This window comes from Collinsella sp. LCP19S3_A6 (assembly GCF_052122015.1).
Classification (GTDB): domain Bacteria; phylum Actinomycetota; class Coriobacteriia; order Coriobacteriales; family Coriobacteriaceae; genus Collinsella.
Genome location: NZ_JBQKDD010000013.1, coordinates 1 through 24,196, shown reverse-complemented (window position 1 = coordinate 24,196; position 24,196 = coordinate 1). Strand labels below are relative to the sequence as shown.

Below are 24,196 nucleotides of genomic sequence, written 5' to 3'. Positions count from 1 at the left end.
AACCATGCTCTGCGAGAAGTCATGCGCTCACGAGCGAACCCGGCTTTTATAAAAATGGCCGGGTACATGGCCCGGCCAGCTGTTTCTCTGGTGCTCCATGGCGGATTCGAACCGTCGACCTTGGGATTAGAAGTCCCCTGCTCTATCCAACTGAGCTAATGGAGCATAAAAGCCGCACGTCCAAGCGGGTACAAGTTCACACGGCTAATAAATTATAACCTACTTGAACTGGTCGTGGTACGCCTTGCAAACCTCATCCACGGGGCCATCCATGCGTAGATCGCCTTTCTCGATCCATACGGCACGCTGACAAATACGCTCAACCTGCTCCATGGAGTGAGAAACAAATAAGACCGTGACGTCGCCGCTCTCGATAAAGTGCTGAATACGACGCTCGCACTTCTGCTGGAAAAAGACATCGCCAACAGAAAGAGTCTCATCGACGATGAGGATATCGGGCTCGGTAATCGTGGCGATAGCAAAGGCGATACGCGCGACCATACCCGAAGAGAAGTTCTTCAGCGGCATGTCAACGAAGTCTTTAAGCTCAGCGAACTCAATGATATCGTCAAAGCTAGCGTCGATAAACTCCTTGGTATAGCCAAGTAGTGCACCGTTCAGATAGATGTTCTCACGCGCAGTAAGCTCCGGATCAAAGCCGGCGCCGAGCTCAATCAGCGGCGCGATATTGCCGTGGACCTTAACCTCACCTTCGCTGGGTTCCAAAACGCCAGCGATAATCTTGAGCATCGTAGACTTACCGGAACCGTTAGTACCAACAAGGCCAACAACCTCGCCGCGATGCACATCAAACGAAATGTGCTTAAGCGCACGGAATTCCTCAAAGAACAGCTCGTGCTTGGCGAGCTTAATAAAGTATTCCTTGAGGTTTGTAAGCGACTCAGACGCCATGTTAAAGATCATGGTGACGTCTTTAACCTCGACAGCAAGGGGCTGCTTGCTGTAATCAATAGCAGATTCAGTCATGAACAGCACTCCTTAGATGTAGAGAATAAACTTGTGCTCGGTCTTGTGGAACACGGTATAGCCAGCAGCAAGGGCGATAACAGCCCAAGCAACACACAGGCCAAGCGTAAGCGCAGAGGGTACGGTGTTGAACAGGAAAATATCACGCATAAACTGCAGATAGTTGTACATGGGATTCACCACAACAAGCACCTGAATCCAATGAGCCATTTGACCAATGAAGTCAGTCGTCCAGAAAATCGGCGTCAGATACATCCAGGCAGTAATGACAACACTCCACAGATGCATGACATCGCGGAAGAAGACTGCCAACGCCGAAAGCATCAGACCCAAGCCCATGCAGAAGCACATGAGCAAAAGGAGGCAAACCGGCAACAGGATTAAATGCCAAGTAGGAACCACATGGAACCAAAGCATAACCAAGGCAACAGCAACCAAAGAGAAGGCGAAGTTAACGAGCGAGAACAGCACCTTCTGCACCGGGAATACCCAGCGATGCACCTTGACCTTCTTTAGCAGTGAGGAAGCCCAAATGATGGACATAAGCGCTTGGTTCGTAGACTCGGACATGACGGAAAACGTCACGTTACCGACGATCAAATAAAGTGGATACATCTCAGGCGTGATGGAGCCATTACGACCTTGGGCAAAGATAGTCGAAAACACGATCGACATGACAATCATCATCAACAAAGGATTAAGCACGGACCAAGCTACGCCCAAAACGCTGCGACGATACTTAATCTTAAAATCCTTGGTAACCAACTGCCTGAGGATAAATTTATCCTTCTCATAATCATTTTTAGCGTGAGAGGCCGGTTTAGCCACCGCTTTTTGACTCTCTACGTTGTCAGCCACAAACCAACTCCTTATCTCGTAAAACACAACTGTGGAAAGTATAGCCCTCCCTCGTGTCGGTAAAACCAGCCTATGCAAAACTGGAAAAGTACCCATATCAGCTATGGCCAATCAACGAATTTGCTACGAGGCAAGAAAAGAACTGAGCTATTTCTGCTGTGTTTGTACTCCCAACCTATCCATGGCCCCAGTGCCCTGCCACGAGATTATCATGGTCAAGTTAAGACATGTACCCTGTAAGGAGAACGACATGCCGCGTTTTTCCATCTGCGTTTCATCATATAAAGATGAAAAATATCTGCCCGCTTGCATCGACAGCGTCCTGGCTCAATCGTTTACCGATTTTGAGCTCATCGTAGTTGACGACGGAAGTCCCGACTCCACCGCCTCGATACTTGAGCAATACGCTCAAAAGGACAGCCGTGTCATACCGCTCATCCAAGATACGAACCGCGGGCTTCACATCGGGCGAAAAATTGCCGTTGCAAAAAGCACCGGCGACTACATCATTCTCCTGGATTCAGATGACGAGCTCGGCGACGACTGCCTTGCCAAGTTCGACTCTTATCTCAACGCCACCCCCTGTGATGTCCTTCACTTTGGCATCGATGTCATTAATGCTGGCGTAAGCGATAACGAGGCTTCCAACTTCCAGAACTACATCAATGCACCCGTTGATCCCCTGTTCAATAAAGACATATTTGAAGCCGTCTTCAGTGCACGCAAGGGTTATCTTCAGGACTGGCGTATCACTCAGCGAGTCTATGCGGGAGGCTTCTTCCGCAGAATGTTTGCGGCGATGACCAACGACAGGCTTGAGCGAGCTGAGGACGCATACGAGTCTTTTGTCACACTCGCGAACGCGCGCTCGCAATACACCGCCAACGACATTGTCGGTGTACGCTATTACCTTGGTCGAGGCGTCAATTCCGACTCCTCACTCTCGGTATCGGCCTTCTTCAAAAGCGCTTCCGATTTTCAAGCTAACGTCGATCACATGAGAACATTTGCAGTCGCTTTCGATGCCTTCGACATAAAGAAGACCTGCTCGGAAGCCGCTGTAAAAATGTACGAGTTGCTTTTCAACGATTGGCTTGTTCGCGTACCAGAAGATCAAAAACTCGATGCTGCCGACGAAGCGGCAAAGGTAATGGGCAAAATGCCCGTTGCCGAAGAGCTCATGCGTCTTTCTCGCGACAGAGCGTATGGCCTTCTACAGACAAATAACACCCCCGCAAATGACATGGCCCTCGATTGGTACGAACATGCAAAGAAGCTTGCATCAACTGGCGCTGCAACTTCTCCACGTTTTATGGCGTTCTACACAGCCGCTCGCGACCACGTAAACGATCTGGTTAACATGGCAAAGCGCAAAAGCTATGAAAACCGAAACATTCGTATCTTTGTCTCAGCCCACAAACCTGTCGAGCTATTTGACAGTTCAATACTCCAGCCAGTGCAAGTTGGCTGCAGCCTTCGTAATGAAAGGTTCCCTTGGGCATTCCACGACGATAAGGGCAATAACATTTCGGGCCTCAATCCAATGTACTGCGAACTAACAACCCAGTATTGGGCTTGGAAAAACACCTCGAGCGAGTATGTCGGTTTTTGCCATTACCGTCGCTATTTTGATTTCTCGGGCACGCGCCACGATGAGAACATCTACGGCGAGATCATGGACGATTTCATCGATGCGGCATCTCAAAAGAAATACGCATTGGACGACAAGAGTATCGAGAAGTTTGTGACTCAGTACGACGTCATCACTACCGAACGCAAGGACATTCGCACCTATGCTGGACGAAATGCCACTCTGCGCTCTCAATACGATGCCGCAGATAAACTATTCGTTAAAGACCTGGACAAGATCGTTTCCATCCTCAAAAAGCAGCATCCGGAATATGGGCAGGACGCCGACAAGTTCCTCAGTGGCCACATGGGGCGCTTCTGCAACATGTTTATCATGAAGCGTGAGATTTTTAACGATTACTGCGCATGGCTCTTCCCCCTGCTAGAAGAGTTCGTTTCCATAACCGATATGTCTCGTTATTCAAAAGAAGGCGTACGTACACCCGGGCATCTTGCCGAGAGGCTACTTAATATCTACCTCATTCATCATGAACGCATAGGAGCAGGCTGGAAGATGGCCGAGCTGCAGTGTGTTCACTTTAGAAGACCGGATCGCCGCGCGTCGTTTACGGCTCCTTACGGAAAAGCAAACAGCAAGCAGATTATCCCGGTCGTTTTCGCCGCAGACAATAACTATGTCCCCATGCTTACCACCACGGTTTATTCCACGCTACTCAACGCCTCCAAAGAGTACTTCTACGATGTGGTTGTTCTCCATAGGGATATTGCTGGAGATAATCAATCGACCATGCAGCGCTTCTTTGGACAGTTTGACAACATGTCGTTGCGTTTTTGTGATGTAAGCGAATACGTGCTTCGCCATGATTTGAGCACCAACAACCCTCATATCAGCGTTGAAACGTATTACCGTTTCTTGATTCAAGAGATTTTGCCTGACTACGACAAGGTTCTATACCTTGATAGCGACCTGATTGTCCAGGGTGATATTTCTGAACTCTATGGCGTGGACTTGGGCAATAACCTCCTCGCCGCTGCCCACGATATCGATTTTTTGGGCAACCTTAACATGAAAAACGGCAAGCGGCTTACCTACGCCAAAAAGGTCTTGGGCATGAGAAACCCCTACAATTACTTTCAGGCAGGCGTTCTTGTACTCAATACCGCTGAGATGCGCGAGCTCTATTCAATTGAGACGTGGCTCGATTACGCTTCCGATGATCGCTTTATCTACAACGATCAAGATGTTCTGAACGCGCACTGCGAAGGCCGTGTAACTTGGCTCGACTACGACTGGAACGTCATGATCGACTGCAATAATCGCATTGCAAACGTCTTCTCTTTTGCACCTGCTTCTGCATTTGACGCCTTCAACGATTCACGCAATCACGAAAAAATAATTCACTATGCAGGATTCGAAAAGCCTTGGAAGTTCTCCTCGTGTGACCGAAGCGCTGCCTATTGGGCTTATGCGCGCCAGACTCCCTTTTATGAATCCCTTATGAGCATGTTGGCGGGACCGGGGAGAACGGCTTCCTCCTCCCCTCTCAAAATACACGAACATGCGATATCACCCGATAATCCGCTTCGCAAATTCATCGATCCCATCGCACCGGTCGGTAGCGCGCGGCGAGAGATGATGAAATCAGCAGTGAGGGCACTTAGGAAAAAGAAGTAGGCCATCGAAATCTAGCAAGCGACAATAAGGCTGCACATTAATGGACCCTGCTCCTTCCAAAATCCAACCGGAAGGAACAGGGTCCATCTCCTGTTCTATTTTCACACCCAGCCTCAAGATCAGCGGCGGTACGTTTTATGAACGCCAACTGAACCAAATAACGCTGTGCTTACAGCCTTAGACTTTTGCAGTTCGCTTTATTTGACAGAACTTCTTAAGGAACTCCAGCACAAATGCAAACAAAAGAGAGAGTACAAAGACTACGAACGGGCGAATAACCGCATCCCAAAAAATATTATGCAGAACATAGACATCCAAAGCCCAAATAAACACCATATGTATGGCGTAGACATCAAAACTAAGGGAAGACAGTTTAGAAAATACAGTCATGAACGGATGCTTATCAGATTGGAAAAGCGGCTCTAAAGATCTGAACAACATGAAAAGTGAGACTGAGTACACCAAAACCGGAAGGTTTAGGTAATTGTTGTAAAAATTATCGTAATCCGAATACGCCCCGGACAGCACCGTGTGCGGTACGTTGGTCTTAATTGTCATAAGTGCCATAAAAACAACGGAGCAAATCGCGACGATCAGCAAAGCGGGACGCATTCTATCGGCACAGTCTTCAAAAGGGGAATACGTAACGATGTAGTAGCCAATTAAGTAGTACATTATCGCACCCGTCAAATAGGGTACGGCAAACACTGAGAATAGATCATGGTTTGATACAAAACGATTTGCAAAAGGAATTACTGCAGTAGAGACAACGCAGAGGCAAATTGCATACTCCAGCAAACGCTTATTCGACGCAAAACAAGCCAATAGCGGAGTAATCAAATACAGAATCAAAATCGAATACATAAACCAATAAACATCGCAAATTTGATTGGTTAGAAACAGATTAATGAACTCAAAAAGGGAGAAAGATCTCGATGGAAGACCAAGTTGGGCCGGAACAAAGCAGCTAAGGACATAAATAAAAAAACTAAAGCTGACGAGCGTCATCAGAACACGCTTGAGCCTCTTTTGGAAAAAGACTTTGGTAGAGTACCGAGAACGGTATCCAACAAGATTTGCTCCGCTGATCATAAAGAAGACCGGCACGGCAAACATAAATAATGACTGCAGTACAACTGAAACAAACCACTGCATGTTGCCTTGATTAACGTATACGACAGTCGTGCAGTGGAGGACAACAACGGCAAAACAAGAAAGAACATTGAGAACGTCCATATAGTGGCGGCGTATTGTCATTAGAGAACCTTAAACTCGTTATTTAATCAGATACAGTCTCATTGACCCCGACGATAGTATCGGTTCAAAACCAGGAGTCTCATCGTTTATTTCAGTAATCCCCTTCCAGTCTTTTTTCTTGTATTGAAGATCGCGAGAATAGCGTACATGCTTGTCCTCCGCCGTATAGTCGCTACGATCAAGCAAGAGAACATACTTTGCTCCAATGTTCGCGACAGCATCTTTGACTGTAGAATCAGTTGAGATATTACAAAGACATTTGCGAATAGCGTGACTGTCCTCAGATTCTACCGAACCGAGCTTGGCATGATAGTACAGATTAAGATCGTCGACAGACCAAGCAAATGAGCTGCCATCAACAGGAAGATTAATTATGAGGCTGCCTTTTGGAACCTCTTCCTTGACTTGTTGAATAAAATCCCGTTCGGCAGCAGTGTAGGCTTGGACACGGTAGCGCGAATAGCCATTATATAGATCGTAAGAATTAAGCGTGAAAGCATTGGTCAAATCACCTCTAGAATGATCTTCCCACGCGTACGCATAATTGAATGGATAGCAATTAAGGAAAAAGAACAGTAGGGATATCAGCGCTGCAGATAGATTGAAGCCAAAGTTTCCTGGAAAAAACTTTGGATGCCTAATGGCACTGTATATAACTAGGGCAACACAGTGCAAACCAAAATACAGAAGCGGTACAAGCGAGATCACAACCATAGCGGCAACTCGCTCGGGATCCGTGTACCAAAAACCTGAAAAAAAAGAACGGGCCTCAGGTGAAAACGCCCCGGCGCCGATATATATCAGCAATATGATGGCGATACTGAAGAAAATCCATCGTTGTTCTTTTTCACGGATAACAACATAGATGGAACCTATTACAAATAGTGGAAATAGGATGACCTGAGGAATCCCAAAGAAGAAAGAGCCACTAACGATTGACTGAAGAATACACTCAAGCGACATGCCCCATTCCCAGGTGAAAGAAACGATTCCCCGCATAAACGGTAGATTATAGACAATCACCCATAATAGTGCGCAGAGAATGCAAAAGATCACCTGAGCGCATCTAGTTCTAAGAATCGAACTATTTGAGGAGGTTTTCTCACACCTAGACATAATCCCAAGCGGAATGATCCTCAGCAAAATAAATGGTGCAATCAAAAGGCAGGTGAAGATGGCAGCATTTGGATGAACACCAGCTACGCCAACAAGCGCCAAGACAAAAGAGTAGAACCTTGCCCCGCAAAAGCAAAAACGCTCACCAAAAGAGAGGGAGCGAACTAAGAAGGTAACAGCAGCGGGCACCAAACAAAATGCGGCAATATTCGGAAACGGGCCGTGAACGGCAAGCATGCGCATAGGAAATGCAACAGAGGCAAAAGAAGAGATCGCAACGATAAAGGGAGACACTTTGGTGTTCCTACAGATGGAATCTAAAAATGCCAAGATACCTAACGGATATGCAAACGCTATAAAACAAAAAATAGAAGCATTTTCCGCCACAGACGTTTGAACCCCCGTAAGGGAAACAAGCAGAGCTGCAGGTACATGCCAGACAATCGGATAATACGACCCGCTGCCCAAGAAAGCAGAAGGAGAGACAGCCGGATCGTAAAACGTCACACGTATTGTTGAGAAATTGCCCGAATCAGCGATCGATTTAATCCAGGCGAGATGCGATAGGTTGTCATCGTACTGAATGAAGGAAGAAAACCCGTCGATATTACTCAAAAACAATGCGGCAACGAGAGTAGCGCCAGCAGCTGCGCATATCCCCACCGCCGGCCATGTCAGTCGACTGACATTAGAAAAACCATCGTCTGATAGACGCGACCTTGAGTTAATCGAACGAATCGGAAGGGCAAGAAAAACGGTAAAACAAATCGTCAGCAAGACAAAAAATGCCGCCCCAGTAAGGCCCAAACCCGTTCCGATAACGCCTGCAACTAGAAAAAAGAATGCCGACAGTGCCGGAGCAAAGCAGACGAATTGAGGGTTAACCTTTTTGAAGCCAAGGCGTAAAAACAGGGTTCCGGGGAAAAACAAAATGAACACGATGATCAAAACAGAAGTAGTAAACATCCGCATTAATAACCTCTCGTTAAAAGTGCCGCTGGTTAATCGAATGCTAAAGAGCAGCGTACCGGCAAATGAAGCAACCGAATTGAAAACAGTCTAAAGCCTCCCATTGCTTACGGATTTCATCCACTCCACAATCAAGGTAACAAAAAAGAGCGCTTATTGTATTGGAAACCTCATAATTGAGTTCAAAAGGCTAAGTCTTAGCTTCTTAGCGCAACTTCCTGAATAAGTCCCCTACTTAATGAATATCAACACCCAAGTAAAGCTCTCCACAATCTTGATGACGATTGCTGTAGTCAATTCCCGGCAATCACTCGAAGCGCTGCTTAACGAACCTCAACAAACGTAGATACATTCGCAATAATTGCATCCCTCACCCATAATGAACGTTTTCCACTTCCGTTAATCAGCAATGACCCTGTAGCGCGTTCGCAAAGACACCAAACGACGGTCATCGTGGCGAACCAAACCATCATTTTGCAGACGACCTAGCACGATGCCGGGATCACGGTTTATTTCATTGGCAAAAGAAATAACGGCCGACAAACTAAAACCCCACGATCAACAAAGTCGGAGTATTTTACCGGATCAATAAGCGCATCGGCTGCAAAGCGATCGGCACGCTCCTCCTTCTCTCCAGAATCTTGATCAAAAGAAATGCCAAGATCGTCATTGAGAATATGACCAGCCTCATGAAAGAGCGTGAACCAAAAAGAATCAGCGTATAGCCTACGATCATTCACCATAAGCATAATTTTAGAGCCTATCTTTTTAGTGGCCCCATTTGTCTTAGATCCAGACAAATTTGGAAGTACAACAAGGACCACGCTAGAATCAAGAAATGCTTGACAAATTAGGGGATAAAAACTGCCATGATTCGTCGACTGTTTCAAAGCGCCATTGACCGCAAGTTCGAATTTTGATTTGTCAAACGGAGGGGCATCGACTTTCCGGGCCAAATTAATAGCAATCTGGGTCATCGCATTCGCCTTGACAACGGTCCTCTTGTCAACGTTTTCCATCGAGCTTCTAAAACTAATCGAAAGGTCTGATTTTGTTAGAACCGTAAGCGAGGCGACACCCAAGAATGAACGAACTGCTGCAACCTGTTCGGACAATCTTCTCGGGAGATCCGGTAACCCAAAGTTATTTCTGAAATAACTGTAACCGATATCCTTTAACAATCCTAGACCAAAGGAAGACCAAGATTTCCACAGTAGCCCCTCGAATCACTTCTCAGTTAACATAAACAGAATCTCCCCTATGTCGTTCCGGATTTGGTTGTAGTTACTTTGTGCCTACACCTCGGCGTGAACACGATGTGACACCTGCTCATCCACCTTGTGCGAGAGAAGCTGCAAGCCTTCTGGGCCACAGTGGCCACCCCTTCGACTCGAATACCGACGGGCTGAACAATCGTCAATATCGGTCGGAAGGGTGGCTTTCTAAAGCCGTTAGGCCCCATCCGTAAAGCGGGTGGCTCAAAGCTGGCCGCTGTATGCCCGGTAGACAAAAGCCACGAATTAGACATCTAAACATTTAACGGCTAATGCAATAAAGTGATATGAATCGTTCGAAAATGCACCCTTTCCCCGGATGACCAACAAATGCATTAATCCTTCAACTAAAAATAGTCCGTTGAAGATTCAACTCACTGTAAAAACAGACAGGCCATACAACACAACGGATCTAGAGCGCCTTAAGGTACTCCCCCAACTCTTCTTCCCAATCAGGCATATGGAATCCAGCTGCCTCAAGCTTGGACAGGTCAAGCACGGAATGGACCGGGCGCGGGGCGACGGGGCCCTCGGCGACGGCGTAGTAGTCGTCGGTCGAAACCGGCACGACCCTGTCGCCGTTGCCGTTGGCGGCCTCGAAGACGGCGCAGGCGATGTCGGCCCAGGACTTGACGGCGCCGGAGCCGGTGCAGTTATAGGTGCCGTAGGGGGAGTGTGAGCCCAGCACATGAAAGATGGCCTCGGCCATGTCGCGCGTGAAGGTCAGGCGTCCCAGCTGGTCGTCGACCACGGTGACCTGCTCGAGCCCGTCCACGGGGTCGGCGACGCGGTCGGACAGGCACTTCATGGTCTTGACGAAGTTGTGGCCCTCGCCGATGACCCAGCTGGAGCGCATGATGTAGTGGCGCGGGCAGCCGGCCACTGCGATGTCGCCGGCGGCCTTGGTCTGGCCGTAGACGGAAAGCGGGCTGAACGGCTCGTCCTCCGTGTGGACCTCGGCGGTGCCGTCGAAGACGTAGTCGGAGGAAACGTGGACGAGGGTGATCCCGTGCTCGGCGCAGATGCGGGCGAGCAGCGCCGGCCCCGTCGCGTTCGCCTTCCAGGCGGTCACGCGGCCCTCGGGGGTCTCGGCCCTGTCGACCGCCGTGTAGGCGCCGCAGTTGATCACGGTGCCGTAGAGCGACCAGTCGTACTGTGAATAGGCGTCCGGGTCGGACATATCGAAGGTGTCGATGTCGCAGAAGTCGAAGTCCTTGGCGAAGCCGCGCTCCTCGGCCAGCGCGCGGACCGCACGGCCCAGCTGGCCGTTGCAGCCGGTAACGAGGGTACGCCTGGGCGCCATGGGGACGACGTCGGCGAGCATCGGGTGGTTGAGGTCGGCCTCGGATACGGTGGCCTGATCCAGCGGGATGGGCCACTCGATGGCGAGCTCAGGGTCGGCGAGGTTCACGAAGGTGTAGGTCTTCTTGAGCTCCAGCGACCAGTGGGCGTCCACCAGGTAGGTGTAGGCGGTACCGTCCTCCAGGGCCTGGAAGCTGTTGCCCACGCCGCGCGGGACATAGATGGCCTTGCTCGAGTTCAGGGTGCAGGTGAATACCTTGCCGTAGGTGGCGCTGCCCTCGCGCAGATCCACCCAGGCGCCGAAGACGCTGCCGCGGGCCACGGAGATGAACTTGTCCCAGGGCTCGGCGTGGATGCCGCGGGTGACGCCCCGGCTGTCGTTGTAGGAGATGTTGTTCTGGACGACGCGGAGGTCCGGGATGCCCAGGGCAGTCATCTTGGCGCGCTGCCAGTTCTCCTTGAACCAGCCGCGCGAGTCGCCGTGGACGGCCAGGTCGACGACCTTCAGGCCCTCGATGCCGGTCTCCGCCACGGAGAGGTCCTTCTCGAATGCGATGTCTGCCATGTGGGAAAAGCTCCTATCGAAGAGGTTGGGGGGCCGGGGCGCCCGTACGGGGACGCAGGATCATCGCCATGCCCTGTGGCCCCGCGCGGTGCCCCGCGGTGCGGTTCGCCGGGGTTCGGTCTACTGGCCCTGGGCCATATACCTGGCCTCGGTGGCCTCCTTGGCCGGACGCCACCAGGACTCGTTCTCCACGTACCAGTCGATGGTCTGCTTCAGGCCCTCGGCGAAGTCGGTGTGGGCCGGCCTCCAGCCGAGCTCGCGCTGGAGCTTGGTGGAGTCGATGGCGTAGCGGCGGTCGTGGCCGGGGCGGTCGGCGACCCAGTCGAAGTCCTCGGGGTCGCGGCCCATGGCCGTAAGTATCATGCGCAGGACCGTGATGTTGTTCTTCTCGCCATTAGCTCCGATGAGGTAGGTCTCCCCCATGCGGCCCTTTGTCAGGATGTCCCAGACGGCCGAGGAGTGGTCCTCGGTGTGGATCCAGTCGCGCACGTTCTCGCCCTTTCCGTAGAGCTTGGGGCGCACGCCGTCGATTATGTTGGTGATCTGCCTGGGGATGAACTTCTCCACGTGCTGGTAGGGGCCGTAGTTGTTGGAGCAGTTGGAGATCGTGGCGCGAAGCCCGTAGGTGCGGGTCCAGGCGCGCACGAGCATGTCGGAGGACGCCTTGGTGCTCGAGTACGGGCTGCTCGGGTGGTACGGAGACTCCTCGGTGAACTTGGCCGGGTCGTCGAGCGCCAGGTCGCCGTAGACCTCGTCGGTGGAGACGTGGTGGTAGCGGATGCCGTGCTTGCGGACGGCCTCCAGCAGGCGGAAGGTGCCCTCGACGTTGGTGCGCAGGAAGGGCTCCGGGTCGGCGATGGAGTTGTCGTTATGGCTCTCGGCGGCGTAGTGCACGATGGCGTCGTGGCCCGGGACGATCTTCTCGAGAAGCTCGGCATCGCAGATGTCGCCCACGACGAGCTCCACGCGGTCGGAGGGCAGCCCGGCGATGTTCTCGGGGTTGCCGGCGTAGGTCAGCTTATCCAGGACGGTGACGTGGACGCTCGGGTGGTTGTCCACCACGTAGTGGACGAAGTTGCTGCCGATGAAGCCGCAGCCGCCCGTGACGATGATGTTCCTGGGCTCGAAGAGCTCTTCAGACATATTCCTATCTCCCATTGGATCGGATTAGTACTCGCGCGGGCTGTTGACAATCTCGCCGGCGGCGACCTTCTTGAGGTGCTGGCCGTAGACCGACTTGCCGTAGGCCTTCGCGGCCTCGAGAAGTTGATCGGTTGTAATCCAGCCGTTCTCCCAGGCAATCTCCTCGGGAACCGAAACGGGCAGGTCTTGGCTATGCTCCACAGCACGGACGAACTCCGCAGCCTCGTGGAGGCTCTCCATGGTGCCGGTGTCGAGCCACGCGTAGCCGCGGCCGAGGGTGACGACGGACAGCGTCCCCTCCTCCAGGTACATCCGGTTGAGGTCGGTGATCTCAAGCTCGCCGCGGGCCGACGGCTCGACCTCGTGGGCCTTGGCGGCCACGTCGCCCGGGTAGAAGTACAGGCCGGTGACGGCGTAGGAGCTCTTGGGCTCGGCGGGCTTCTCCTCGATGGAGACGGCTCTGCCCTCGCGATCAAACTCCACGACACCGAAGCGCTCCGGGTCGTCGACGTGATAACCGAACACGGTGGCGCGGCCCGACTCTGCGTTCTGCACGGCGCGTGTCAGGTGGCGCGACAGGCCGTTGCCGTAGAAGATGTTGTCGCCGAGCACCAGGGCGCACGGCTCGCCGGCGATGAAGTCCTCGCCGATGGTAAAGGCCTGCGCCAGGCCGTCGGGGCTCGGCTGCTCGGCGTAGGACAGGTTCACGCCGTAGCGCGAGCCGTCCCCGAGCAGGCGCTCGAAGTTGGGGAGGTCCGTCGGCGTGGAGATGACCAGGATGTCACGGATGCCCGCCAGCATGAGGGTGGACAGCGAGTAGTAGATCATGGGCTTGTCGTAGACCGGCAAAAGCTGCTTGGAGGTCACGAGCGTGAGCGGGTACAGGCGCGTGCCGGACCCGCCGGCGAGGATGATGCCTTTCATGAATTAGCCTCTTTTCGCATGACGCTCGTCATTTTGATGGCGCTCAAGCTTTTCGATCGCCAACTGCTGGGTAAGCTCGCGAAGCTTCGTATCGAGCTGAGAAAGACGAACGCTCAACCTAAAGCAAACAATAAGCAAGATGAAGATGAAGAACAGAAACACGAAGTTCGAAGGCGACATGGTGCCAACGAGATTCGAAAGCCAGAAAAACACCTGTGGAAAAATACTGACAAGCAGCAAAAGCGCCGAAAAGCAAAACCAGAACAGAAAGTCCTCAAGACGCATTTTTGAATCGCGAATCTTGACGGTCATATAACCAAAGGTGAGCAGAGACGCGGCAAACAATGTAATGCGAAGCGGAAGCGTCATGCGGCATCGCCCTCCAGGCTTTTACGGAAGAACTGGATAAACAGAATAGACAGAGTCATGCGAAGCATGTACTTAACGGAAGATTTCCAGTTAAGATAGCTCTCCCCCGCCTCGCGCTCTGCCATAGTTACTGGAACTTCAACAACCTTGGCGTTGGCCGATCGAATGAGATACGAAACGGTATCGGGCTCAGGACCCATATTGAGACCGAGAGCAAGCAGCTTAATCATGCGCTTGTTAAAAGCACGCATGCCCGAGGTGGGATCATGGATGACTTGACCTGTCGTGACTTTAATAGCTCCTTGAATGATATTGCTGCCAAACATACGCAGCGAGCTGCCCTTGGGCTGATCGACGAATCGAGAACCAATCGCGATATCACATGTCTGGAGCGCTTGTTCCAAGTCATGGATATACTGAGGCAAGTGCTGACCGTCGGCATCAAACTGAATGGCGCAGTCGTACCCATGCCGATAGGCATATTTAATACCCGCCTGGAATGCACCAGCAAGACCTAGGTTGCAGGGCAGATCCAAAAACGGATAGCCATTGTCACGGCAAATTTGGGCAGTTCCATCAATGGAACCGTCATTAACGACCAGGTAGTCAACATCGGGAACGGTAGCGGTCAGCCTGCTGACCGTAGACCCGAGAGACTCCTCTTCGTTATAAGCAGGGATAATAATTAGTGTATTCACAATAATCTCTCATGATGTTTGGCCGACACTTGTAGTATCTAAACTAATTGCTGACCATACCTAAGCCAACGTAAATGCGGTAATTTCTCAAGGCTAAATAATCCCGATTAGTTGCTACCATTTAATATCAACCCCAAGCTTGTCAATCATAAAACGATAAATTGAAAGCGAGGGACGTAATAAATGAAGCTTATAAATGAGACGAGAAAAAGCGACCTTACGCATTGCCTTGTCGCTCATCGGAATCGCTGCTGTTCTCCACAATGGAAAACTATTATCAAGAAACTCACGATTCTCAAATTCAAGCTCCCTCAAATTAGCCGTTGGATCATACGCAAGCCTAAACATGAGAGAGATTCCCAGATGGAGAAGCGCTGCTAAATCCAGAAACTCTTCAAGGGATGGAGGGACGAGCTTCTTTCTATATAACTCTTTAATTTCTTTCATGCAGGCATATGTCGACTCAACTTTTTCCTTTCCGATAGTCGTCATAATGGAATCATTACGAATACCGTAGTAAATAAGCGCCTTGGGCACAAAACACACTCTATCAGCATCTGGATATACAAGAAGATGCATCATCATGTCGTCGAATATTTTAGGAGGATTATTAAAGTCAAACATCCCTTTTAATAGTGAAGCTTTGAATAACTTGTTCCACGGAGCTCCGTTGAGCTGCAATAGCTTCTTGGGGTCTTCAACGATTGAAAAACAAGAACGGATGTCAGACATCTCTTCCGTAAGTTGCTTGCCCGTTAAAGCGTCAACCCGATAAAAACCACAGACACTAATATCAGCAGAGTTATTCTTTGCGGCAGTATAAAGATCTTCGATCATTGTTGGCGCAGCATAGTCATCGCTATCCAGAAAACCGATGTACTCGCCCTTCGCAATAGAAATCGCATCCTGACGACCGCGCCATACACCCTCGTTTTCTTTGTCTATAACGACAATCTTTCCGGGAAAACGCGCCTCGTATTGACGTAGGATATCGATGCAATGATCAGGAGAACCGTCATTTATACAAATAATTTCAATGTCATCAAGCGTTTGACTCACCAAGGAATCTAAGCATCGAGGAAGATATTTCTCAACTTTGTAGCATGGAACAATGATACTAACTTTTTTCGTTTTTGAAGTTTCCACAGAAGCATGTCCTTAAATCAAAACTCAAGCAGGCAAATATATTCACTTTAATAGAATAGCTTAGCTGAAGCGCCAATACGATTTATGGCGTTATTTTCACGCAATTCCAAGCCATACAAAAGTATCTCAAAAAGGATGAAGGCGTTTTCTTTTTTGCCATTCGATGTCAAATTTGCGTTGATGCGATTATCGAATAGACTGTAAAGCATATAACACTCAATTAACGAATCTAATTACGAAACAATAGAGAGCCGCATTTCGAGCCGATATGGCTCATTCGAATATCAGATCATTGCCGACTCGAGTTTTTTCATGCGAAAAATTCAATTAAAGCAAGTTAAAGGGGCACATTAATAGAACCACGTCGATTTAACCGCACAGCAATTAATGTCAGTTCGCTATATGGTGCGCTTAAATAACGCCGTGTTAAATCAATAGCAATTAGCACTGACCTGTTAAATGACTTGAATCAATACGGTACGAAAGCAATAACCAGCCTTTAAATGAACCCTATATTAAAACTAATGATTTATTGAATATAAGTTAACAGCAGTCATTAAGTGTCACGTTTTTAAGGCTCGACTTAATACAAACCATCTAATTTAAAATAATAATTAGATGAGATATCTTGAATTTCTTACTTCATTTAATTTGAATCAAGTTATTACCCACGCAAATCAACCATAAGAAGGGCAAATGGACATTACACACGATCAACTATGTCAACTGAAACTCATCGAGCTTGAAATGCTCGATGAGTTTGTCCGCATTTGCGATGCAAACGGAATCGACTATTTTCTCTCGGGCGGAACCTGTTTGGGCGCCGCACGCCATAAGGGATTCATTCCGTGGGACGACGACATTGATGTTGGCATGCTCCGCGAAGACTACGACCGCTTTGCACAAGCTTGTAAAACCGAACTGAGCGATGGCTTTATATTCCAAGACATGAACACCGAGCCTAATTGCGGCCTTGTTTTTGGCAAGACCCGTAAAAAGGGAACGGTGTATTCAGAAACCTACTCTTCTCATATCGACATGTCGCAGGGTGTATGGATAGATATTTTCCCCTATGATCGAGTTTCGAACGATTCGACCGAACGCAGTAAACAATATCGTAAGGTTTCGTTCCTCAAGAACCTATATATCGTCAAATGCGGATATAAGTTTCCTCAAAATAAGGGCGGAATACAAAAAGCTGCCTATTATGTGGCAAAGGCGTTGTGTCTCTTCATTCCCCAACACTGGATTATCAGTAAAATTGACAAAGCAATGCGCACTTACGATCAAGACGACTCGTGCCACTATGCTATGCCATTTGGCGGAGCTTACAGCATTGAAGTTGAGACCGAGGAACTCGCAAGACTGCACGACCTTGCCCCCATTGAGTTTGAGAGCAAGAAATACAAAACGTTTGCCGACTGGGATGGTTATCTAACAAAGCATTACGGCAACTATATGCAGCTCCCGCCCAAAGAAAAGCGTCGAGCGGGAGTGCACTACGTAAAAGAACTAAAATTGTCACAGGATTAATAGACGTTTAGAAGCATCTTGCCTTTAAACATAATGTTTTCAAGCGGAAATGGTTGCGCAAAAGCTGGATTAAACATCATACCCAAGCGCTTCACAATGCTATGACGTCCATCAACGAAGCAAGATACGAGTTCTTTGTCCTCAGAACTCATGCTATCGGCATAGCCATCAAGCAAAAGCGAAGCTGCTTCAGTAAGACCATGCTCCGAGGGCGACAGAAGCGAACTAGCAATACTCTTTATACGCTTGCCGCTCAAACTGTTTAGCCCACGCTCGCCAACCTGATTTTGGCCCGAGATGCGGCGCTTAATGTAAGCATGCTCAAGATCGGGAACTTGAGCATTAAGCACTCTAGCGACTAAGTGAACCCAGCCATCGTGAATACGAGGCCAATCCCGCGGCACATAACGTTGAAGGACAGACGCAAAAGCCGAATTGAACACCATCGTGCATCCGGACGCCCAATTTACAGTCAGTAACAACCCTAAAGAGTTTGCATGCGAAGCAAAGGCGCCGTATTCTCTAGACCCGCCATTTAGATGCTCATCAACATTGCACACGTCACTGTAATACAGGCGAGGGCCCTCGCCAGCTGAACTAATTGCCTCAATTGCCTTTCCAAGCTTATTGGGCATCCAATAGTCGTCTTGATCTGAGAACGAAAAAAATTCGAAGGACATTGCATCAGCACCGTAAAGCATGTCCATAAAGTTTCGAGCGAGACCCTTGTTTTTCTCATTGACGCCAAATTGAACATTAGGCATATCTTGGGCATAACGGCTACAAATCGAAGGCGTACTATCGCTCGAACCATCATCCGATATCAAAAGCGTGACATTCACGCCTTCTTGAGCAAGGATGCTATCGATCTGTTCAGCGACATACTTCTCGCCGTTGTAAGTAGCCATCATCACAAGGACGGACGGCTTTCGCGCTATCTCGTTAGTCATGAACACTCCAGCAGTCAATCATGGCACGATACATATCAGAGAGCGAATCGTAAGGCTTCCAGCCTAATGCCTTGAGCTTGGACGAGTCGAGCATAAGGTCAGAAGCCTTCCTAAACGTTGCCTCACGCTCAGGATCAAACTCCCTGCGGACCTGTGCGCCTTCAGCGCCAAACTGGTCCAAAACCAACTGCGCCATTTCCCTGATGCTGCAATACGCATCCTCGTTAACTGCGTTATAAGCCTCGCCAGGTTTACCCTTAACTAGCGCAATTAGGATAGCGCGCACGGAATCGTCGACCGAAAGGTAACCATTGCGCTTAAGCCCGTCGCTCAACAGAACGATATCCTTGCCTTCGATAGCATGACGGCCGAAGTCGGCAAACACTCGCATGTCGTCGGGATGGACACCCTCGCCAAACGTCTGAGCCAAACGCATAACAACCGAAGGGACACCGTGCTCAGTGGCATACGAAGCACACAGGCATTCGACAAGACGCTTGGCCTCGGGATAGCTGTTGCGAACGACCATGGGGTCCAGTTTACCAAGGTTATCCTCAGTAGCCACACCTTCGACCTCGCCGTAAACCTCCATGGTAGAGAGGAACAGCACCTTCTTCGCATCTACAGAGCAAGCGTACCTCAGTACAGCCTCCCCACCATGAACAATCTGCATAATCGTCGTGGCGGGAGTCTCGAGGAAGCTCTTACTTGATGTTCCGCAGGCAGCATGGGCTACATAATCCACGTGCTCGGAACCAACAAGCTCATCGCCAAGCGACCACTCCAGAACAGAAACGTCACTTCGGTCGCCAAACAGAGCCTGCGCTTTTTTAGTATTTCGAACGGGCAGAACCACGTTGATGCCGGCATCAACGCGATCGTTTCTAGAGAGCAGAGTCCTCACGATCTGAGATCCTATGAGACCCGTTGATCCTGTCACCAAAACGGTCTTACCGTCCAACTCAGCCCAGGGAAGATCGACCTCAGCGGCAATCTTCGCAGCTCGATCAAACAAATACCCATCTACAGCGGCCATAGCTGCTCCATTTCCTTGTAGTCGACAAACCCCTTAAACGCAAAGAAATCGCGCTGCGTGGTCACCTTAATATTGTCCGCAGGTCCTTCAACCGTATGCGCCTTGTGTCCATAGTGCGCCATGAGCGAGATTGAATCGATGAAATCATGTCTGCCCTCTTTGCGTGCGCGGAGATGCTCGGCATAAATATCATTAAACTTAAAGCCCTGGGGAGCACGTGCAAGCTTACAGCGCGAGCGGTCGACGACGCGCTCTACCACGCCATTCTCCTCCTCGATAATCGTTTCGGGCGAAGGAGCAACCGTTGCGGTAGGACCATACTGGGAAACAGATTCGATACAGGCAGTGACAGTCTGCTCGTCAATTAGCGGTCGAACGCCATCATGGATCAAAACAATGGAATCCTCATCCGTTACGCCAAGTCGTTTAAGCTCAGAAAGACCATTAAAGATGGAATCCTGACCCGTCTCGCCACCTGGAACAATCGAAAGTACTTTCTGGTAATGGGCTTTGTCAACGATCTCACGCATGTGCTCCATGCCAGACTCAACGCATACGATAACAATGCCATCTATCATGCTGTGCTGCTCAAAATGATCAACGGTATGCGCGATAATGGGCTTTCCGCCGAGTTCGAGAAATTGCTTGGGAACTCTAGCCCCACGCATCCTTGAGCCGACACCGCCAGCAAAAATGACGACAAAAATTGATTGAGCGTTATTCTCTGAAAAGCAATTCATGTTTTTCCCAAATAGACATTAGTCGTTTAAGGTTCAAGCAAAGACGGTGAAAATACTATCGCCACGCTTTATTTCTATTAACATAATCTCACAACCTAGCAAGAGAAAGCGAATTGAATTGTTTTACATAATTGCGCCCGCAAATGTCACAACCGGCGGCCCGGAACTGCTCCATCAGCTTGTATACGAGCTTAATCAAATGGGCTTAGACGCTGTAATCGCCTACGACCGATGCTCTAAAAACAACATGGAGCCCTCCATACCTCAACAATACAAAAGATATGTAAGCGAATTTATTACCGCAGATTTAATCCCCGATACCAAAGACAGCTATGTCGTAATTCCAGAAACTCGACCCTTTTATGTAAAACAATTCAAAAACGCAACTACCATTTTTTGGTGGCTATCAGTAGACTTTTTCAAAATCCAGTGCGATCCAAAGTACAAATTTGAAAATCAGGGCATTCCACAAGCAATCAAAGCCCTTATGCTTCAAACAAAAAAGAGGGCATTTGCTTCGATAAAAAAAGCTCCTATTCATCTATACCAATCAGAATATGCGCGTCAGTATGCCATTTCCCACGGCATAGCACCATCTGCTCTTATAAAACTATCTGATTACGTGAACGATGACTATCGAACTGGAATCGATTATTTATCCTTCTCCAATCGAAGGCAAAACGTACTCTATAACCCCAAGAAGGGGCGCCGTTACACCGAACAGCTCATTAAATTAGCCCCAAACCTTCATTGGATTCCCCTGCAGGGCTACTCAAACCAGCAATTAGTATCCTTAATGAAGGAAAGCATGCTTTACATCGATTTCGGTTTCCATCCGGGGAAAGATCGTCTCCCCAGAGAAGCGGCTGCATGTGGAACGTGTGTCATAACTGGAAAACAAGGTGCAGCAGCGTTTGAAAACGACTATCCGATTCCCGAATGGGCAAGCATTAACCAAGCAGATGTCAGCCCCATTGAAGTCGTGCAAACCATCCAGTACGTACTTAATAACTACGAACAGCTCATCGAGGAATTTTCACCCTATAGATCGATGATTAAAGGTGAAAAAGAAGTCTTCAAAGCCGATTTACAAACCTTTGTTCATTCCATAAATGGATTAGAAAAGAATGCAGATGTCCAATAGTCCTTCCGCAAAAAAGCGGTCCATTGATACGCGATCCCTTTTATCAAATACAGCAATGGCATTCGCGTCGCAATTTGTAGCGATGCTTGCAAGCTGCATGACATCACTTATTGTTCCTAAACTTCTATCCGTAAGCAATTTCGGATATTGGCAGCTCTTCATATTCTACTCATCCTACGTGGGGTTTTTCGCACTGGGTGCAATCGATGGTGTCTACCTGATCAATGGCGGCAAGACTCGAGAATCGATTAACAAACGCAGCATCAATTCACAGTTTTGGATTTCTACCGGCTATGTAGCTTTATTCTCCTTTCTATTTGCTCTCACCGCATCGCGTTTTGTTAGCGAAGCAGCGCGTGTTGAAGTGCTCTATTTAACAGCACTGTATTCTGTGCTTAGCCAAATGTCGGCAGGCCTTGGTTACATTTTGCAGACAATAAATGAAACCAAATCATACTCAAAATCAGTAATTTTAGACAGAGGATCCTTTGCAGCCTTCTTGGTTATACTCATAGCACTGAAATGCACGTCATTTGAGCCTTATATAATCTTCTTTATCGTAAGTAAGCTAGTTTGCTTCATCTACTGCGCCAATCAATTGCGCGACTTTCTTGCTTCGGGCTTTTTACCTCTAGGACCGGCTATTCAAGAAACACTCGCAAGCATAAAAGTCGGCATAAAACTGATGTTTGCGGGAATTGCAAGTATGCTTATAACTGGAATAGCTCGCCAAGCTATTGATTCAAACTGGGGCATAAACGTATTTGCCAAAGTATCTATGGCGCTTTCATTAGTTAACTTCTTCAGCATGTTTGTGAACCAAGCATCGATGGTTCTCTTTCCAGCATTGCGCAGAGGAACAAAAGAAGAGCAGGTTGGCCTTTACATTAACCTCAGAGATTCACTCGAGCTTTTTATGCCCTACATATACCTTTGCTATTTCCCAGCTGTAATTATTCTCGGCAGTTGGCTGCCGCAATACATTGACAGCCTGACCTATTTTGCAGTACTGCTTCCCATCTGTGCATATGACGCAAAAATGAGTATTTGTGGCACAACTTACTTCAAAGTTCTGCGATTAGAAAGAAAGCTATTACTGATTAATTTGAGCACTGTCGCCATGAGCGCCATATTCACAATGATAAGCTTGGCATTTAATTCGCTCAATTGCATACTGTATTCCATGGTGCTTAGCATCGCGTTACGCGCAAATATTTCCGAGTTCATTTTAAACAAACGACAAGAAATCGCTCACAGCAGACTAGCTATTGGAGAAGCAGGCTTTACTCTTGTCTTTTTAATTGCCTGCGCCACGCTTGATATCAAGCTTGCATTTGCCATTATCCTTTTTGCGTTAACCATCCATACGATAGCAAACAAACGATTGATTAAAGATATTCTCAAGAAAACGTGCGGAGTATTTAGCGCTCAGTAACCGGAAAAATTCTTTCGAGACAAGCCAGCCTTCAAGACAAAAGATGCATCCGTTTCAAGGATATCGACACAAGTCGATATCCTTTTCGTTTAATTATATTTCGCGACAGCTTTATCGAATTAGGCAGAATGCATACCGCATTTATACAGGCATAACCATTTAAAACTGCTTTAAACGAATACAAAAACGAGGCACCTTTCATCACATGAAGAAGGAAAGACAATAATCCAGCTATTTGACAGCAATGACAATCCCTGAATTGCGTACTCTATCAAGAGGAAATGGATACGGGTGCAAAAGGCCCATCTCAAGATTCCACAACTGCACTAGATGGAATGACGTAATAGAACTGTTCGCTGACAGGCCAAACCCTGACGCTCCACCTTATGTAAAGGCATCTAACAGCAAAACGCTGCACCATCGAAGCAATATCGAGGATGGTGCAGCGCCATATCGAATCAAAAAAGGTTTTAAAACTGATATTCTCTTAGCAGCTTTTGATGCATATGAGCATAAAAAGAAATCGGATATAAGCCACCCTTTAGCATCGAAAACGTTCCTGCAGAATTCTCAGCAATAAAAACTCTATCCCAAACGAGAGGACTACAAAAATGGCCTAAGGACGCCTCTAATATTTCCACTGCTATAAACGCTGGAAATTCGAACTCTCGGTGGATATGCCTCGATAATCGTATCGTTTCCAAGATAAATCGCTGTATGACCCGGATAGCAAATCAAATCGACACGGCGCCCCTGAGAAAACGAGAGGTGCTTAAATCTTGGATCGCCCCACACGTTATTAGCATAAATAATCCCATCGAAATGGAGTACCCAAATAATCGTATGCACGACTAATAGCAGCTTCTATACAGTCGTTTCTCGTAGCATAAAGACTAATGCGCGAAGGGGGGGGGTTCTGTAGCCAAATATCCCCTGCCCCTGGTGAGGAATAGAAACTGATCGGTTGCTTACCTGATAAAAGTAAGCAGGGTTCTGAAATCCCTAATAATTAGTGTTAACCGACACAGAACCAGTATTGCTAACAGAAATCACGCCGCCCTGGAAGCGCTGGCGGGACCCGCCTCCATCGAGCTGCTCGGCCTCGGCCACGGGCCAGCCGAGGGCCCCGGCCTGGTAGCCGCGCCTCACGTACTCGGTGCGGATGGCGCCCGAGCGCACGGAGACGGCACGCGTGGTCTTGGTCCAGTGGATGGAGCCGCGCTCGAAGTCGGTCGCGTAGCCCCCGCCGTTCTGGTTGAAGCGCTTGGCGTTGGTGAGCGGGTAGCCGAGGCCCGAGACGCCGCCGAGGCGGTTCCAGAGGTCCTCCATCTCACCGTCCATCTCGAACGTTCCGTGCTCGGAGGTGATGATGGTGCCGCCCTGGAAGCGCTGGCGGGACCCGCCTCCATCGAGCTGCTCGGCCTCGGCCACGGGCCAGCCGAGGGCCCCGGCCTGGTAGCCGCGCCTCACGTACTCGGTGCGGAT

19 protein-coding genes and 1 tRNA gene are annotated in these 24,196 nt (G+C 49.1%); 4 read left to right on the top strand and 16 right to left on the bottom strand.

What is annotated here, in order from left to right:
* Nucleotides 1-88: 88 nt before the first annotated feature.
* From ACTQVX_RS08005 to ACTQVX_RS07995, 3 genes are all read right to left on the bottom strand, one after another.
* A tRNA-Arg gene (locus ACTQVX_RS08005) sits at nucleotides 89-165 on the bottom strand.
* 54 nt (nucleotides 166-219) lie between these two features.
* Nucleotides 220-987: an ABC transporter ATP-binding protein gene (locus ACTQVX_RS08000; RefSeq protein ID WP_117639984.1), complete on the bottom strand. Its 768-nt coding sequence runs from the start codon at nucleotides 985-987 to the stop codon at nucleotides 220-222.
* 12 nt (nucleotides 988-999) lie between these two features.
* Nucleotides 1,000-1,845 (bottom strand): ABC transporter permease, encoded by an 846-nt coding sequence (locus ACTQVX_RS07995; RefSeq protein ID WP_441560813.1) that lies wholly within the window; start codon nucleotides 1,843-1,845, stop codon nucleotides 1,000-1,002.
* Nucleotides 1,846-2,095: 250 nt separating this feature from the next.
* On the opposite strand from ACTQVX_RS07995, the gene ACTQVX_RS07990 reads away from it, so the two are divergent.
* Entirely contained in the window at nucleotides 2,096-5,110 is a 3,015-nt protein-coding gene (locus ACTQVX_RS07990) for a DUF4422 domain-containing protein (RefSeq protein WP_441560811.1), read from the top strand.
* A gap of 177 nt (nucleotides 5,111-5,287) precedes the next feature.
* On the opposite strand, the gene ACTQVX_RS07985 is transcribed toward ACTQVX_RS07990, so the two are convergent.
* The 9 genes from ACTQVX_RS07985 to ACTQVX_RS07945 form a co-directional block, all read right to left on the bottom strand.
* Nucleotides 5,288-6,367, bottom strand: coding sequence for an acyltransferase (locus tag ACTQVX_RS07985; protein ID WP_441560809.1), 1,080 nt, complete (start codon nucleotides 6,365-6,367; stop codon nucleotides 5,288-5,290).
* An 18-nt stretch (nucleotides 6,368-6,385) separates the two neighbouring features.
* Entirely contained in the window at nucleotides 6,386-8,449 is a 2,064-nt protein-coding gene (locus ACTQVX_RS07980; protein WP_441560807.1) for a DUF6541 family protein, read from the bottom strand.
* A gap of 512 nt (nucleotides 8,450-8,961) precedes the next feature.
* On the bottom strand, nucleotides 8,962-9,429 hold the full coding sequence (locus tag ACTQVX_RS07975) for an ImmA/IrrE family metallo-endopeptidase (RefSeq protein ID WP_441560806.1): 468 nt from the start codon (nucleotides 9,427-9,429) through the stop codon (nucleotides 8,962-8,964).
* 709 nt (nucleotides 9,430-10,138) lie between these two features.
* Entirely contained in the window at nucleotides 10,139-11,593 is a 1,455-nt protein-coding gene (locus tag ACTQVX_RS07970) for a sugar nucleotide-binding protein (protein WP_441560805.1), read from the bottom strand.
* A gap of 120 nt (nucleotides 11,594-11,713) precedes the next feature.
* The gene (gene rfbB, locus ACTQVX_RS07965) at nucleotides 11,714-12,736 is read right to left on the bottom strand and encodes a dTDP-glucose 4,6-dehydratase (RefSeq protein ID WP_441560803.1); all 1,023 of its coding nucleotides are present in this window, start codon (nucleotides 12,734-12,736) and stop codon (nucleotides 11,714-11,716) included.
* A 24-nt stretch (nucleotides 12,737-12,760) separates the two neighbouring features.
* Entirely contained in the window at nucleotides 12,761-13,660 is a 900-nt protein-coding gene (gene rfbA / locus ACTQVX_RS07960) for a glucose-1-phosphate thymidylyltransferase RfbA (protein WP_441560801.1), read from the bottom strand.
* 3 nt (nucleotides 13,661-13,663) lie between these two features.
* Nucleotides 13,664-14,029 carry a DUF2304 domain-containing protein gene (locus ACTQVX_RS07955; RefSeq protein ID WP_441560799.1) on the bottom strand — a complete coding sequence of 122 codons (366 nt, stop codon included), beginning with the start codon at nucleotides 14,027-14,029 and terminating at the stop codon, nucleotides 13,664-13,666.
* On the bottom strand, nucleotides 14,026-14,727 hold the full coding sequence (locus ACTQVX_RS07950) for a glycosyltransferase family 2 protein (protein ID WP_441560797.1): 702 nt from the start codon (nucleotides 14,725-14,727) through the stop codon (nucleotides 14,026-14,028). The genes ACTQVX_RS07955 and ACTQVX_RS07950 overlap by 4 nt, the downstream gene beginning before the upstream one ends.
* A 114-nt stretch (nucleotides 14,728-14,841) precedes the next feature.
* Entirely contained in the window at nucleotides 14,842-15,873 is a 1,032-nt protein-coding gene (locus tag ACTQVX_RS07945) for a glycosyltransferase family 2 protein (RefSeq protein WP_441560795.1), read from the bottom strand.
* Between the two features lie 696 nt (nucleotides 15,874-16,569).
* On the opposite strand from ACTQVX_RS07945, the gene ACTQVX_RS07940 reads away from it, so the two are divergent.
* Complete coding sequence (locus ACTQVX_RS07940; RefSeq protein WP_441560793.1) at nucleotides 16,570-17,406, top strand: LicD family protein; 837 nt, start codon at nucleotides 16,570-16,572, stop codon at nucleotides 17,404-17,406.
* Here ACTQVX_RS07940 and ACTQVX_RS07935 read toward each other — a convergent pair.
* Genes ACTQVX_RS07935 through ACTQVX_RS07925 form a run of 3 tightly spaced genes read right to left on the bottom strand, consistent with a single transcriptional unit; the run spans nucleotide 17,403 to nucleotide 20,132 of the window.
* Complete coding sequence (locus ACTQVX_RS07935; RefSeq protein ID WP_441560791.1) at nucleotides 17,403-18,356, bottom strand: glycosyltransferase; 954 nt, start codon at nucleotides 18,354-18,356, stop codon at nucleotides 17,403-17,405. The genes ACTQVX_RS07940 and ACTQVX_RS07935 overlap by 4 nt on opposite strands.
* The gene (locus ACTQVX_RS07930) at nucleotides 18,349-19,392 is read right to left on the bottom strand and encodes an NAD-dependent epimerase/dehydratase family protein (RefSeq protein WP_441560789.1); all 1,044 of its coding nucleotides are present in this window, start codon (nucleotides 19,390-19,392) and stop codon (nucleotides 18,349-18,351) included. Before ACTQVX_RS07930 ends, ACTQVX_RS07935 begins: the two co-directional genes overlap by 8 nt.
* On the bottom strand, nucleotides 19,380-20,132 hold the full coding sequence (locus tag ACTQVX_RS07925; protein WP_441560787.1) for an IspD/TarI family cytidylyltransferase: 753 nt from the start codon (nucleotides 20,130-20,132) through the stop codon (nucleotides 19,380-19,382). Before ACTQVX_RS07925 ends, ACTQVX_RS07930 begins: the two co-directional genes overlap by 13 nt.
* 46 nt (nucleotides 20,133-20,178) lie before the next feature.
* On the opposite strand from ACTQVX_RS07925, the gene ACTQVX_RS07920 reads away from it, so the two are divergent.
* Nucleotides 20,179-21,276: a hypothetical protein gene (locus ACTQVX_RS07920; RefSeq protein WP_441560785.1), complete on the top strand. Its 1,098-nt coding sequence runs from the start codon at nucleotides 20,179-20,181 to the stop codon at nucleotides 21,274-21,276.
* Nucleotides 21,266-22,711, top strand: coding sequence for a lipopolysaccharide biosynthesis protein (locus ACTQVX_RS07915; protein WP_441560783.1), 1,446 nt, complete (start codon nucleotides 21,266-21,268; stop codon nucleotides 22,709-22,711). The genes ACTQVX_RS07920 and ACTQVX_RS07915 overlap by 11 nt, the downstream gene beginning before the upstream one ends.
* Before the next feature lie 1,002 nt (nucleotides 22,712-23,713).
* On the opposite strand, the gene ACTQVX_RS07910 is transcribed toward ACTQVX_RS07915, so the two are convergent.
* Nucleotides 23,714-24,196 (bottom strand): LGFP repeat-containing protein (locus ACTQVX_RS07910; protein WP_441560781.1); only part of this gene is annotated, 483 nt, incomplete at its 5' end.

Excerpts from the sequence above, each read along its gene's own strand:
- ACTQVX_RS07955 (WP_441560799.1), bottom strand. The coding sequence starts at position 14,029 with ATGACGCTTCCGCTTCGCATTACATTGTTTGCCGCGTCTCTGCTCACC.
- ACTQVX_RS08000 (WP_117639984.1), bottom strand. The coding sequence starts at position 987 with ATGACTGAATCTGCTATTGATTACAGCAAGCAGCCCCTTGCTGTCGAG.
- ACTQVX_RS07915 (WP_441560783.1), top strand. The coding sequence starts at position 21,266 with ATGTCCAATAGTCCTTCCGCAAAAAAGCGGTCCATTGATACGCGATCC.
- ACTQVX_RS07990 (WP_441560811.1), top strand. The coding sequence starts at position 2,096 with ATGCCGCGTTTTTCCATCTGCGTTTCATCATATAAAGATGAAAAATAT.
- ACTQVX_RS07975 (WP_441560806.1), bottom strand. The coding sequence starts at position 9,429 with ATGACCCAGATTGCTATTAATTTGGCCCGGAAAGTCGATGCCCCTCCG.
- ACTQVX_RS07980 (WP_441560807.1), bottom strand. The coding sequence starts at position 8,449 with ATGTTTACTACTTCTGTTTTGATCATCGTGTTCATTTTGTTTTTCCCC.
- rfbB (WP_441560803.1), bottom strand. The coding sequence starts at position 12,736 with ATGTCTGAAGAGCTCTTCGAGCCCAGGAACATCATCGTCACGGGCGGC.
- rfbA (WP_441560801.1), bottom strand. The coding sequence starts at position 13,660 with ATGAAAGGCATCATCCTCGCCGGCGGGTCCGGCACGCGCCTGTACCCG.
- ACTQVX_RS07930 (WP_441560789.1), bottom strand. The coding sequence starts at position 19,392 with ATGGCCGCTGTAGATGGGTATTTGTTTGATCGAGCTGCGAAGATTGCC.
- ACTQVX_RS07970 (WP_441560805.1), bottom strand. The coding sequence starts at position 11,593 with ATGGCAGACATCGCATTCGAGAAGGACCTCTCCGTGGCGGAGACCGGC.
- ACTQVX_RS07925 (WP_441560787.1), bottom strand. The coding sequence starts at position 20,132 with ATGAATTGCTTTTCAGAGAATAACGCTCAATCAATTTTTGTCGTCATT.
- ACTQVX_RS07985 (WP_441560809.1), bottom strand. The coding sequence starts at position 6,367 with ATGACAATACGCCGCCACTATATGGACGTTCTCAATGTTCTTTCTTGT.
- ACTQVX_RS07940 (WP_441560793.1), top strand. The coding sequence starts at position 16,570 with ATGGACATTACACACGATCAACTATGTCAACTGAAACTCATCGAGCTT.
- ACTQVX_RS07935 (WP_441560791.1), bottom strand. The coding sequence starts at position 18,356 with ATGACTAACGAGATAGCGCGAAAGCCGTCCGTCCTTGTGATGATGGCT.